Source organism: Hyphomicrobium sp. ghe19, from assembly GCF_902712875.1.
Classification (GTDB): domain Bacteria; phylum Pseudomonadota; class Alphaproteobacteria; order Rhizobiales; family Hyphomicrobiaceae; genus Hyphomicrobium_B.
In genome coordinates, this window is sequence record NZ_LR743509.1 from 167,240 (window position 1) to 179,611 (window position 12,372).

The following is a 12,372-nucleotide window of genomic DNA, read 5'->3' on the forward strand; positions in this document are numbered from 1 at the left end:
AGAGCAGGGCTCCAATTTAATTAGAGCCTAACCAAGATCTGCGACGGGGCTCGTCGTTTCTAAACTGCGGCTTAGTCTCGCTGAATTGTTGGGTGACTAAAGGAGTTTTTCGCATGTCTAAGCATTCAATTTTCGCAGTAGTCATTGGTCTTTTCGCACTCGCCGCGCCCGTGGCGGCAGATGCTCATTGCCTCGGCATCGATAGAGCGGGATGGGGTGTCTCCGGGGTATTCGACGGCACTACGCGCTTCGTGCGGGGCGTCGGCTACCGGACCCAAAGATTGGGCGATCGCATGTTCGGTTGGCTGAACTGCGGTAGGGTTCTTTGAGTCCGATAGAACTGCGGCGGCCTCATCGATTTTGAGGCCGTCGACTCGACAGCAAGTAGGGCTGTTGTTCAGTTGATCGGCGGCACTGTCAGCTGAGTGCTCTGGCGATCCAGTTTTGGATCGAGCGCTGACGCAGTTTTGAAATCTCTGTCGGCCGCCTTGAGGTCTCCCGCGTCGATATAGGTGTCTGCGCGGACGAAGTACGCCAGAGCGTATTTCGGGTTGAGTGACACTGCCGTACTGAAATCGGTAATTGCGTCAGCGTAATTGCCCTGCATTTTCAATGCGACGCCGCGATTGAAATATACAACCGATTCATTCGGGTTGATTTTTATTTCGCGCGTATAGTCCGATATGGCGGCATTAAGATCTCCCTTTTTGCGGAAGCAATTGCCTCGGTTGTTATACACGCGAGGATAAAGGGGTTCCAATTCGATTGCCTGGTTATAGTCGTCTATCGCGTGGTCGCAATCTCCGATGGCGGCGTACACGATGCCTCGGCCCACGTAATAATAGGGTTCGGGGCTGATTTTTGCGGCGCTGGAGAAGTCCGCGATTGCATGTTGAAAGTCGCGTTTGGCGAAGTAGCCCAACGCGCGGTTGCCATAATATATTGCGAGATTGCGCGGGTTTGATGATTGAGACTCGATCATCACCGTGCATCCCGCGATATGGGCATCGGGTGTTGTCCCGTTGTCGCAATCAAACGCCGCGTCAGCAAAGGCCGGACTACAAAAAATGAAAAATAGCAATGACACCGCAATATGGCGCATGTTGTTTTTCCTCAAAACGAGGCAAAGGCAAAGCAGTATTTGTCAAAAATATGCGAATATATGTTTTGGCGAAATCGCGCCGAACGGAATCAAAAGATACGCGATATGCGAGTCAGATCAATATTGAATATTAGATCTCCCCAGGCTTAAGCGCCGCCCCCCGGATCGGATTCCCGTCACTGCCTGCATACTGCTCATCCGGCCAGGTGCTTCGTAGTGGCGGGATGGATTAAACAGGCAGGGCATCGGTTTGTCTCGAAGATCATGTGCATAAAATCAGCGTTACGTTCCAATAGTTGGTCAGAAGTTATGAAGCAGTGCGTCAGGCTCGCGGGCCGAAACCTGGAATACGAGGGTGACGAGGGAGATATCTATTTCGAGAATATAGCCGCCTTGGCTCAAGGTGGCGGTGAGCGTCGTCTGTCGCGATTTGCAGCGCGGCATCTCCAAGCGGCTAGCGTATGCTTGGATATCGGCGCGAACATAGGGCTGACGACTGCGAGCTTAGCGTTGGCCTGCCCAAAGGCCCATGTTTATGCTTTTGAACCTTCACCGAGGAAGGCGGCGCGCTTGCGCCGCAACCTCGCGGCCAACGGCTTGTCAAATGCCACCGCCGTCGAGTGTGCGGCTGCCACCGAGAGCGGAGCCCGCGCGGTGATGGACGGGATCGATAACTGGTCCGCCACGGTCTCCTCACGGATCGATTTCATAAGATTGAATGTTGAGGGGAATGAAGCGCAAGTTTTGGCGGGCGCCGCCGAGACCCTCGTTCGAGATCGTCCTGTGATTTTCATGGAGTTCAATTCCGTCGCGATTGCCTTCGAAGCGCGGCGGAGTCCGCTCTCGTTTGCCGAGACGATCTGGCGATTGTTCGATGTCTTCGTTGTCGACGAAGACGGAAAGCTAAGAGAGCGCGACGTGCGTGTGTTCGTTCTCGAGAACATGCTGCGCCATAACTGCATCGATGACATCGTTCTGGATCTGAAGCCCGATCAAGATGCGCGGTCGATAAGGGATGCCTTGGCAGTTGAGTTTGACGCGGAATGCGCGGCTGCTTGAGAGCTCCTCATCCTCGGAATGAAGCAGGATTGATCAAAACAGCACTCGCCCGCGTGCAACGCGATGCGCCACCGACTGGGTCGGCATCGGTGGCGCACATACTCAGGGTAAGGATTACATCGGGGCTGATCCCGCGCGGTGAGCTCTATTCAGTTGTCCGGGCTCGTCAAAGCGGATCACGCTTCAGGGCTTGGCAAAGACAATGCGGTCCTCCGCCGCCCAATGTGAACATGGAGAGGTCCGGATCGTAGACTTCGATCCCGAGCGCGCGCATGCGAGCGTTGAGGTCTTTGTTGGCGGCTGTCGAGAGAACGCGATCATTTCCGAGAGCGACGATGTTCGTGCCGAGTTGCGTCGAGTCATGATAGGAGACGGGAAGGATTTCGTAGCCCTTGGATTTGAGGAGATCCAGGAACGACGGTTGATGTGCATCCGGCGCGACAGCGACGAGCTTATCGTTGATGAAGCCTACCGAAACGTCGAGATGCACGAAGTGCGGCGGGAACGGAACTGGATGAGCTTCCCAGCCCTCTGCGCGGAACCATTCGCACATCTGCTCCGCTCCTTCCTTTTCGGAGCGCTCGCCGCCATAGCCGCATAAAACGAAGCCCGGCTCGACGACCATGAAGTCGCCGCCCTCGAAATGGCCGGCAGTCGTCATGTTCCAGATTGGAATTCCTGCTTCCTGGTAGAACTTGAATGTCAGAGCGTAATCGCCGCGTCGAAAGCGCGTCTGCGGCATGGTGATGACGGCGCCGAAAGGTGTCATCACGCTCGAGTCGCGCGCGAATACGCCATACTTGAGTTCCGGCCGTGCATCGAGCCAGTGGCAAGTCACGCCTGCGCTCTCATAGACGTCGACCATTGCGCGATGCTGCGCCATGGCGAGCTGGGCATCGAAGCGCAAGCCGAGCGACAGGGTTTGTCGCGCGACGGCACTGACGGGACGCCACTCAAAGAAATCGGGCCTTCCGAGCAGGACGTGCCGCAGCACTCCGGTCTCGGAGTCGAGACCCCAGGGGACGGCGTTGGCGACGGAAGGTGCGATCAAGCTCATGCCAGCACCTCGTAATGCGCGTCGGTCGGTGCGCCTGCATTGATCCGGACGATGTCCTGCGGGCAGGCAGACATCGCGACGATGCAATCCATCTCGGCCTTGAGCACGACATAGTCGCCGGGCTTCGAGACTGGTTCTTCCCAGCCGATAGAGCCATCTGTTTTGATCGGAATGTTCATCCATAGATTGAGCGGAGATGGAATTTCGGACGGCGTTAAGCCGAGGCCCGCCATTCCGGCGCGGAGATTGTCGGCGCAATTTTCGTGGTATTCCGTGCAGCCGAGGCCCTGGTAGCGGTAGATGTCGCAAGCGGCGATGAAGGTGTCGTGGACGCCGGGCGAAGAATCCGCTTCCAACGACAGTATCGGCCGGCGCTTGTTCGTAACGAGCTTGTCGCCGGGCTTTGGACTGATCCTGTCGATCGCTGCACGCATATGTTCCATGGAGAGAAATTCGCTGAGGTCTTGCGCGTTGAAGGCCCAAGTATCGACAACCTGATGACCATGGGTGTTCACTATCCGGATCGATTGTCCCGCTTTCAGAGCAACGGCGCGACCCTGCCGCGCGGGAAGCTGTTGAAGTTCGCTCATGCCATCACCTGCGTCTTTGCTTTCACATTCGGAAATTCTTTGCGGATTGCGTCCGTGACGCCGATTGCGTAATCGGCGGCGAGCAACTTTCCTTTTTCAGCCGCACAGCCGGTGGCCGGCGACAGCACGCCAGAGCACGGGACCCAGCCGGTTCGCGTCGGATAGACATCGTATGCGGGAAAGTCCGCCGGCTTGTCCGTGGGCAACGCCGCCATGTCGACGAGTTCGGGATGATGATAGAGCATCAGCGACGTCTCCATAACGGCCGCATGTTCGAGGGCGAACCCCGGGAACCCCTCGGGGAAAATCTTCTCGATTGTTTCCGTGCGCGTGAAATCCCAATACTCGAGCCGCAGCACTTCGAAATCGCGAATGCCCATGTATGAAAGTTCACGCATCGCAAGGTCGATACCTTCGATCGTAAACATCATGTTTTCGTAGTGGCCGTTGATGAGGACGAGACGGCGCGCACCGTGACGCGCAAACTCCTTGATCACGTCGCGTAGGACGTGCGCGAGCGTATCGGCATCGAGGCTGGTGGTTCCGCAGTAATGATTGCCGCCGCCCATTTTCGGCTGGGACTTGTAGCCGAAGGCCACGGCGGGCGCGACGATGGCATCAAGCTGCTTTGCGACGTCGACGGCCACTGCCGTCGCCAGCATGACGTCCGTCCCCATGGGCAAGTGCGGCCCATGTTGCTCGGTTGCCCCCACCGGCAAAAGAATGAGAGCGCCCCCTTCGATCCGCTTTTGGTAAGTGGTCCAGCTCATCTCGTTCATGAAAAGTCGGTCGCTCATGTTTTTCCTTCTTTCAAACCATCGAGGCGCCGCCGTTGACGCCGATTACCTGTCCCGTCATGAAGCTCGAGCCGGGGGCTGCGAGAAACAGTGTGGCTTCGGCGATCTCTTCCGGCTTCCCGATACGGCGAAGCGGATTGGCCGTTTCGAGCGCCTTCCAGTCCGGCGGCATGTTGTCGAAATCGAGCAGCGGCGTGTCCGTCGGTCCGGGCGCAACGGCGTTGACGAGAATGTTCGGGCCGAATTCCTTCGCCCAGCAGCGCACCATGGCGCTGATGCCCGCCTTAGACGCGCAGTAGGCGGCGTGATGCTCGCGGCCAAGCTGAGCGAGCTCGGAGCTGAACAGGATGATCCTGCCGCCATTGCCGTGCTTCTGCATGGCGCGCACCGACTCGCGAACCATGAGAAACGTGCCGATGAGATTGACGTCGAGAACTTTGCGCGCGTCGGCGACGGGTGTGTCGAGCAGGGGTGACATCAGAAAAATCGCTGCCGTATTGACCATGAGGTCAATACCGCCGAGGGCTTCGTCTGCTGCCTTGACCGCCTCAACGACTTGCGCTTCGTTCGTTATGTCGAGTGCGAATGACGGGCCAGCGCCGGCGGAGATAGGATTTAGATCAAATCGTGCAACGCGAGCCCCTTGGACTTCGAAGAGATTGGCAATGGCGAGACCTATGCCGCTCGCTGCGCCGGAGACGATAACTTTTTTGTTTGCGAGCATGCTCATCCGAGAAATTCCCCGCGGTCGACGCCAATTGCCTGTCCGGTGATGTTGTTTGAAAGGTCGCTTGCGAGGAAAAGATAGAGGCCGGCGACATCGGCCGGTTCCATCAAGCCGGGCAGCGCCTGGGCGGCGACGACATCGGCGAAAATATCAGCCTCGCTCCGCTCACTGCGTTCAGCCATGGTTTTGGCGGAGCGTACGGAGGCGACGGTTCGCACCCACCCAGGACACACCGCATTGACGGCCATGCCGCGCGGTCCCAGCTCACGCGCAAACGTGCGGGTCAGGCCAACGACGGCGTGCTTCGACGCAATGTAGGCGGCGAATTCTCCGACGGCGCTCTTCGCCCAGACCGACGCCGTATTAATGATGCGTGCGCCGGGCTTCAGGAGTGGCAACGCGGCGCGCGTAACGTTCCAGGTGCCGCGCACGTTGATATCGATAATCCGAGCAAAGGTCGCGTCGACTTCGTCACTTGGATCCGTCAGCGGCGTGATGAGCTCGAGCCCGGCGTTGTTCACCAGTACGTCGAGCGTCGAGATCGATGCAAATGCGGTTTGCAAGGCCGTCTTGTCGGTGATGTCGGTGAAGAAAGCCCGGACAGGGCGTCCGCACGCATCCGACAGGCGGGCGGCCGCATCATGGACGAGATCGTCGTTTGCAAGGATCGCGACGTCGGCGCCTGCAACCGCGAACGCTTCCGCGACAGCAAAGCCGATGCCTCGGCTGGCGCCCGTGACGAGCACGGACTTATTTTGAAAGTTGATCACGCTCTTTCCTCAGGGTCCTATACTTTCTCTTCTTCCCCGGTCGCCGCGCGCACCATTCTCAAGATGCGCGTTCGAAGTTTGAAAAATTGCTCGCTGTCGCGCAGCGCGATCGTGCGATCCGGGCCCAACTCTGCCGATATATCGACGTCTTCGAGCATTCGTGCGGGCCGCTTCGAGAAGACGACGATCCGGTCTGCGAGAAACACGGCCTCGTCGACGTCGTGGGTCACGAAAATAATGGTCTTGGCGTCCTGGCGATGGATGCGGCGCAATTCGAGCTGCAATCCTTCCCGCCGCTGGGCGTCGAGCGCGCCGAAGGGTTCGTCCATCAGGAGAACTTCGGAGCCAGCCGCGAGCGTGCGAGCAATGGCAATGCGCTGCCGCATGCCGCCCGAGACTTTGTTCGGATAGAAGTCGGCGAAGTCCGTCAAGCCGACGAGCTCGAGATAGTGATCGAGCCGCTTCTTCTTTCTCTCCGGCGTCATGTCGTGCCGGTATTTCATGCCGTAGGCGACGTTTTCGGAAACGGTCAGCCACGGAAAAGAAGAGTAGGATTGGAAGACCATGCCACGCTCGCGATCGGGAGCGCCGATCGGCTGACCGTCGAGGCGTATTTCGCCGACGCTCGGTGTTTCGAGGCCGCCGACCATTCGCATCAACGTGGTCTTGCCGGAGCCGGATGGCCCCAGAAAGACGACGAATTCGTTACGCTTGATGGTGAGGTTGAAGGACGGAGCTACGACTTCGAGATCGCCGAAATATTTGCCGACGCCATCGAAAACGAGATAGGGAGCGGGAGCCACGGCGTGCCTCTCAAAGATAGCGGAATAAGCGCTTGTGAACGAGGCGCAGAATCTGGTCGGTGATGAGGCCGATCAGTCCGATCGTCACCACGCCCGCCATCACTTCCGACGTGTTCATGTAGCGGCGTGCCGCCCAGATGACGAAGCCGAGGCCGGTATCGGCAGCAACGATTTCGGCGATGATGAGGTAGGTCCAGCACCAGCCGAGCGTGATGCGCAGATTGTCGAACAGGCTCGGCAGCATCGCCCGGAAGGCGACGTCCGATAGCATCTGCCGCGGTCGCGCGCCGACGGTATAGGAAATCTCGACGTATTCCTGAGGGACGCGGCGCATATCGTCGGCGACGAGCAACACGAGCTGGAAGAACGTGCCGAGCCAGAGCAGAAAGATTTTCGTCGTCTCGCCGACGCCAAACCAAATGATGCTGAGAGGCACGAGCGCGGGCACCGGCAAGTAGCGAATGAAGTCCACGATCGGCTCAAGTGCTGCGCCCACTCCGCGGAAGCTCGACATCGCGATGCCGATGGGCACTGCCATGACGACGGCCAGCGCAAATGCAACCCATATGCGCAGCGTGGAGATGCCTGCGTGCATCAGCAGGTTCTTGTGAAGGATCATGTTCCACAGCGTCTCGAGCGTGACGCTCGGCGGCGGGAGGAAGGTTGCGTTGATCAATCCGAGGCGGGTCGAGAGTTCCCATACGCCCAAGACGAACAGGGTCGCGCCGATGGCGGTAAGGATCTGCGCGCGTTTCGAAAGCGTTCCGCGAAACGCGAAGAACTGATTGGGCGGAGCTTTTCTTCGTGGAGGACGCGGCGTGGATGCCGCGTTCTCGACCGGCGCATGGGGCGCCGCAGACACTGTCGCTTTGATGATGGTCACGCGGTGATCCCGGAGTCGGCTCTATTGACTGTTGATTGTGCCGGGCTGCTCCACTGCACGGAGCTGCCCGCCCGGCACCGATTTTAGTCTACTTCAGATCGGCTTCGGTGATACTGGCGACAATCGAATTATCAATCTGCTCGGCGGCTTTGAGGTTGTTCTCGGCGGCGCCGTTTTCGAGATTGAGCTGCATCACTTCGTCGAAGGTTCCGAACAGCGTGCCGGGCGCGCCGGGCTTGCCGAAATAGCCGGAGGTTTCCTTGTGTCCCGTATAGACCAGGCTGCCTTCGATCGACGCCGCGAACTCGTCCGGCGTCAAGTTGAAGTGCGGGGCCGCGAGCTTGATGAAGTCGGCCTTGTTCGTGTTGAAATATTCAACCGCCTTAAAGATGCCGATCATGAACTTCTTGTACTTCTCGGGATTGGCTTTGAGATCGTCCTGCCGGGCTGTGATGATATCGACGATGATGCCCGGGTACTGAGCCGACGAGACGAGAATGTGAGGCTTGCGGCCAGGGACCTTATCGACGGCCTGAGACAGGTACGGCTGGTAGGACACGACCGCGTCAATCGATGAATCGGTCAGAATGGCGACGGTGTCGGCTGTGGCGATCTGTTTGACGACGAGATCGGATAGGGAGAGGCCCTTCTTCTTCAAAGCCATCTGGAGCAGCAGGCGCCCCGGAATATTGGGCTCCGATGCAACTGTCTTGCCCTTCAACTGTTCGACCGATGTGATCTCCCCTGGGGTGATGACGCCGTCGCCGCCGAGCGATTCGTCGATCGTGCCGATGATGATGCCGGCGGTTTGGGCGTCGCGCGGCTTCCCCTGATACTCGCCGACCGTGCGCATATCCATTTCGATGTCGCCGCGTGCCATGGCCGCCATGACGTTCGCGCGTTCATCTTCGAACTTGATGCTGACGTCGATGCCGAGTTTCTTGAAGTATCCGAGGTCCTGCGCCACGAAAACGGGAGCGAAGCCACTCCACGTCGGGCAGAGAATGCGGATGGTTTCGTCGGCCCGCGCTGCAGTCGCGGCCAGCGATACGCTCAATCCCAAGGCCATCGCAAATCCGGCCCCGGCAACTCGCCGGACGTTCCTCGTCATGTGCATCGGCATTCCCCTAAATGATCAGACCACCGTCGCCCTGAAATCTCGGGTAAATTCACATCGAGACCAATATTGATTATTGGAAGAATACATCGAAAACTGTCAATGTGAGGGTCGAACGCGGTTTGAAAGGGAGAGCGAATGCGCCGGCTCGACAATATCGATATTCGCCTGCTCCGGGTGTTCGCGACGCTGGTGGAGGCAGGCGGGTTCGGCGATGCACAAATTGCGCTCAACCTGTCTCAGCCGACGCTCAGCACGCATCTGGCAGCGCTGGAACGCAAACTCGGGGCGCCGCTCTGCATCAGGGGGCGGCGCGGTTTCCAGCTGACGCCGTTTGGCGAAGCGACCTATCTCGCAACGCAGAAACTATTTGCCGACATCAGCTCGTTCGAGGAGCGGGTCGGCCAGCACAACGGGCAGCTCGTCGGGCGCCTGCGCGTGGGCATCGTCGACGGTGTCGTCACAAATCCATATCTCGGTTTGCAGCACGTCATCGGCCGCTTCATGGAGAACGCGGAAAACGTTTTCATCGACCTCGAACTCGGTACACCCCAGTTGCTCGAGCAGGCAATCGCCGACGGCCGCCGCGATGTCGTCATCGGGCCGATGTCGCAAAAGGTGCCCGGCGTCACCTACGTGGCTATTCATCGGGAGCCGCACGGACTTTACTGCGGCAAGGGGCATCCGCTTTTCGACGTGCCGTCGGCAGCAGTTACGCGGGAAGCCATCGGAAAGTCGCTCTTCTCCGTCCGCGGCTATCGCCACCTCGACGATCTTTATCGCGCCGATCATCCGCGCGCGACGGGGCAGGTTGTGCAGATGGAGGCTCAGGTGATGATGATCCTGTCAGGCCGCTTCATCGGCTTTCTGCCGCGCCATGTCGCCGAGGGCTGGGTACAGCAGGGCCTCATGCGGGAGCTGAAGCCGCAGGCTTATCAGTTTCTATCGAGCCATTTCGCCGCCTACCGCAAGGTCGACGACGACCGGCCTATCGTTCGCAGCTTCGTGCGCTTTCTCAGCCGGCACGCTAGCCAATTGCGCAAGCCGGCGGCCGCCGGGAAGACGGCTTGAACGAAATGGCGCCCCTGGCGATCTAGCTCTGCTTGGCGAGGGCGACGAGGACGGGCCGGAGTTCCTGCGCCGATTTCAGTGGATCGTCGAACCAGAGCCGGGCAACGTCGTCACCGAACGTCATATCAAGGCCTTCGGGATCGATGGTTGCGAGACGCCAGCCTTCGGCGGAGGTTGCCCCAGATTTGACGGCGTAGCGCCCGACGGCGTCGGCGTGGTCAGCATTCATGTGTTCGACCGCGCCTTCTTCAAATTCGCCCAGCGATTGCAGGGCGCCGGATGGCACTGCGAGGTCGCTCGACGCCAATGCGTAAGCTCGGCCAAAGCCACCGTTCAGCGAAGCGCGCGAGGTTGTAAACTTCCAAAATGCAAAATCGGGGAAGTCGGCATATAATGCGGCTTTCGGATTGCGCCTGAGAAAGCGGCTTTTGACAGGTGCGCGTTCAGGACCCTGGCCGAGATTTTCGGCGGTTCCGATCAACGTCATGCGGGGGTAGGCGAGCGGATCGCCCTTGCCGGGCTCGCCGACAAGTAGGGAGCATCTCGGATCTGCCTCAAGGTTCGCAAAATGGCTCGAAAGCCGAGAGATGAGAAATACCGGCGAACCGTCCATTGCGGTCGCGAGGCTCACGCGGCTGACGGAGGGCGAGCCGTCGAGCGGATCGATGGTTGCCAGCGAAGCGTAACGGGCGGAGCGTACGAGCGTTTTTGCCTGGCGCCGTGCCGCGTCATCGACGGGCTGCAGGACATCTTTCTTTTTCTCTGTCATTTTTCGTTGCCTAGCTCGTTTAACTAAACAGGGCGCTTGGCTAAGCTCGAACAAGCTTTTTTTGAATGGCTGCAGCGAAATCGATTGATCCGCAAACCCTGGAGCCGGTTTTGTCACGAACAACGACCAGAGGAAAGGAGTGATTTCGAATGGCTACTTCGCCAGATCTCACGTGCCGAGTTATTCGTGCGGCGGATACCTATGATGGGAAACAGGGTCTGACGTACTTCTGTGGAATTGCTTCCGAGACCGTCGGCTCAAAAGGCATCTGCATGCATCTCTTGACCGTCCCGGCGGGCGGACGGGCCAAGGCGCATCTTCACGAGAATCACGAGACTGCAATTTATATGCTGGATGGTGAGGTGTTGACGCTTTTCGGGCATCAGCTGGAACACTGCATCCCGACCCGGGCTGGCGACCTCGTGTATATTCCCGCCGGCATGCCGCATCTGCCGATCAACATCAGCGACAAGCCGGCGTCTGCGGTGATAGCGCGTACAGATCCCAACGAGCAAGAGAGCGTCGTTCTGCTCCCTGAGCTCGAGGCTCTTGTCGAGGAGAGGATCGCGTCACTCAAGAAATCGGGTGCCGGGCAGTCCCCGTTGCCCTCGGGTGCCGCGCAAGTTCAGTCATAATCGCTCCGATCATTCGCAGCTTGACGTGCGGCCCGCCGGGGTGAAGGTGGAGCCGCTCTCGACGAAGATCGTCAGTTAGCGGCGGGATGATTTTGGGGAAAATGGAATGTTCCGGACTCTGGCGCTCCTGGTCCTGTGGACTTTCGGTGCCGGCACCTGCGCCGCCGCCGAGCGCGTTCTCACGCTCACTTTCGGCGGCGAGGCGCGACGTGTCACGGCAGCCGAACTGCTGGCGAGGCCGGATACAACTTTTCTGGCCGTCCCAAAGGACGCCGCATATCATCGTGACATGAAGTATCGCGCGGTGCCGCTTCTCGCGCTGATCGGGCCAGCGCTGAACGGCAACTTCGATACGATCGAGGCGCGGGCCAGCGACGGATACGCGTCGCAAATTCCGAAGGCGCTGCTTACGAAGAGTTCCGCGGGCGGCTCTGTGGCCTGGATCGCCGTCGAAGACCCGGCCGCGCCGTGGCCAAAACTTCCGGGGCAGACGGTCAGCGCCGGTCCTTTCTATCTGGTCTGGGAAAATCCCGAGCGTTCCGGCGTCGGCGATGCGCAATGGCCGTTTTCGCTGGTGTCGCTGTCAGGGGGCGAAGATCCTCTCAAGCGCTGGCCGCAAATGGCCGTCGATCGCTCGGTCGCAGACGACGCGCCTGAGCGGCGGGGGCAGAGCGTGTTCGCCAAGACCTGCATGTCGTGCCATCGCATCGAGGGTGCGGGGGATGGCGAGATGGGACCCGATCTTGGTCAACCTATGAACGTCACCGAATACATTACCCCCAAGGGGATTCGCGCCATCATTCGCAATCCAAAGGCTGTCCGTACGTGGCCGCAGCAGCAGATGGATGCCTTCGACGAGGCGGCCATTTCAAATAGCGACGTCGATGCAGTCATCGCCTATCTCGCGTATATGGGTAAGCGCAAGTCGGCGCGAGACGCCGCAGCTACCAAACCGGCGCCGTGAGGCTCTCGTCACCGTGCCTTTTCCGTTT

Annotated in this window: 15 protein-coding genes; 5 read left to right on the forward strand and 10 right to left on the reverse strand. The window is 59.2% G+C overall.

What is annotated here, in order from left to right; genetic code table 11:
• Positions 1-113: 113 nt before the first annotated feature.
• Positions 114-329: a hypothetical protein gene (locus AACL53_RS00760; RefSeq protein ID WP_339081479.1), complete on the forward strand. Its 216-nt coding sequence runs from the start codon at positions 114-116 to the stop codon at positions 327-329.
• 68 nt (positions 330-397) lie between these two features.
• Here the strand turns inward: AACL53_RS00760 and AACL53_RS00765 are convergent, their stop codons facing one another.
• Positions 398-1,102 (reverse strand): tetratricopeptide repeat protein, encoded by a 705-nt coding sequence (locus tag AACL53_RS00765; protein ID WP_339081481.1) that lies wholly within the window; start codon positions 1,100-1,102, stop codon positions 398-400.
• A gap of 309 nt (positions 1,103-1,411) precedes the next feature.
• Here AACL53_RS00765 and AACL53_RS00770 point away from each other — a divergent pair, with 309 nt between their 5' ends.
• Entirely contained in the window at positions 1,412-2,161 is a 750-nt protein-coding gene (locus AACL53_RS00770; RefSeq protein WP_339081483.1) for an FkbM family methyltransferase, read from the forward strand.
• Positions 2,162-2,327: 166 nt separating this feature from the next.
• On the opposite strand, the gene AACL53_RS00775 is transcribed toward AACL53_RS00770, so the two are convergent.
• The 8 genes from AACL53_RS00775 to AACL53_RS00810 all read right to left on the reverse strand — a co-directional run bounded on the left by AACL53_RS00775 (position 2,328) and on the right by AACL53_RS00810 (position 8,899).
• Positions 2,328-3,218, reverse strand: a complete 891-nt coding sequence (locus AACL53_RS00775) for a dimethylarginine dimethylaminohydrolase family protein (protein WP_339081485.1) — start codon at positions 3,216-3,218, stop codon at positions 2,328-2,330.
• Positions 3,215-3,808, reverse strand: coding sequence for an urea carboxylase-associated family protein (locus AACL53_RS00780; RefSeq protein WP_339081487.1), 594 nt, complete (start codon positions 3,806-3,808; stop codon positions 3,215-3,217). Before AACL53_RS00780 ends, AACL53_RS00775 begins: the two co-directional genes overlap by 4 nt.
• Positions 3,805-4,605, reverse strand: a complete 801-nt coding sequence (locus tag AACL53_RS00785) for a creatininase (RefSeq protein WP_339081489.1) — start codon at positions 4,603-4,605, stop codon at positions 3,805-3,807. The genes AACL53_RS00780 and AACL53_RS00785 overlap by 4 nt, the downstream gene beginning before the upstream one ends.
• A 13-nt stretch (positions 4,606-4,618) precedes the next feature.
• Positions 4,619-5,335, reverse strand: coding sequence for an SDR family NAD(P)-dependent oxidoreductase (locus tag AACL53_RS00790; RefSeq protein WP_339081491.1), 717 nt, complete (start codon positions 5,333-5,335; stop codon positions 4,619-4,621).
• Positions 5,332-6,102, reverse strand: a complete 771-nt coding sequence (locus AACL53_RS00795) for an SDR family NAD(P)-dependent oxidoreductase (RefSeq protein ID WP_339081493.1) — start codon at positions 6,100-6,102, stop codon at positions 5,332-5,334. The genes AACL53_RS00790 and AACL53_RS00795 overlap by 4 nt, the downstream gene beginning before the upstream one ends.
• A 17-nt stretch (positions 6,103-6,119) precedes the next feature.
• Positions 6,120-6,905 carry an ABC transporter ATP-binding protein gene (locus tag AACL53_RS00800; RefSeq protein ID WP_339081495.1) on the reverse strand — a complete coding sequence of 262 codons (786 nt, stop codon included), beginning with the start codon at positions 6,903-6,905 and terminating at the stop codon, positions 6,120-6,122.
• Positions 6,906-6,915: 10 nt separating this feature from the next.
• Positions 6,916-7,788, reverse strand: a complete 873-nt coding sequence (locus AACL53_RS00805; protein WP_339081497.1) for an ABC transporter permease — start codon at positions 7,786-7,788, stop codon at positions 6,916-6,918.
• Positions 7,789-7,876: 88 nt separating this feature from the next.
• Positions 7,877-8,899, reverse strand: coding sequence for an ABC transporter substrate-binding protein (locus AACL53_RS00810; protein ID WP_339081499.1), 1,023 nt, complete (start codon positions 8,897-8,899; stop codon positions 7,877-7,879).
• Positions 8,900-9,043: 144 nt separating this feature from the next.
• Between AACL53_RS00810 and AACL53_RS00815 the strand changes: the two genes are divergently transcribed.
• Positions 9,044-9,976 carry a LysR family transcriptional regulator gene (locus AACL53_RS00815; protein ID WP_339081501.1) on the forward strand — a complete coding sequence of 311 codons (933 nt, stop codon included), beginning with the start codon at positions 9,044-9,046 and terminating at the stop codon, positions 9,974-9,976.
• Positions 9,977-9,998: 22 nt separating this feature from the next.
• Here the strand turns inward: AACL53_RS00815 and AACL53_RS00820 are convergent, their stop codons facing one another.
• A complete protein-coding gene (locus tag AACL53_RS00820) occupies positions 9,999-10,745 on the reverse strand; it encodes a HugZ family protein (protein ID WP_339081503.1) in 747 nt (248 codons plus the stop codon).
• A gap of 149 nt (positions 10,746-10,894) precedes the next feature.
• Between AACL53_RS00820 and AACL53_RS00825 the strand changes: the two genes are divergently transcribed.
• Together AACL53_RS00825 and AACL53_RS00830 are read left to right on the forward strand one after the other, a co-directional pair.
• Positions 10,895-11,380, forward strand: a complete 486-nt coding sequence (locus AACL53_RS00825; RefSeq protein WP_339081504.1) for a cupin domain-containing protein — start codon at positions 10,895-10,897, stop codon at positions 11,378-11,380.
• A gap of 106 nt (positions 11,381-11,486) precedes the next feature.
• Complete coding sequence (locus AACL53_RS00830) at positions 11,487-12,344, forward strand: cytochrome c (RefSeq protein WP_339081506.1); 858 nt, start codon at positions 11,487-11,489, stop codon at positions 12,342-12,344.
• The last annotated feature ends 28 nt before the right edge of the window (positions 12,345-12,372 follow it).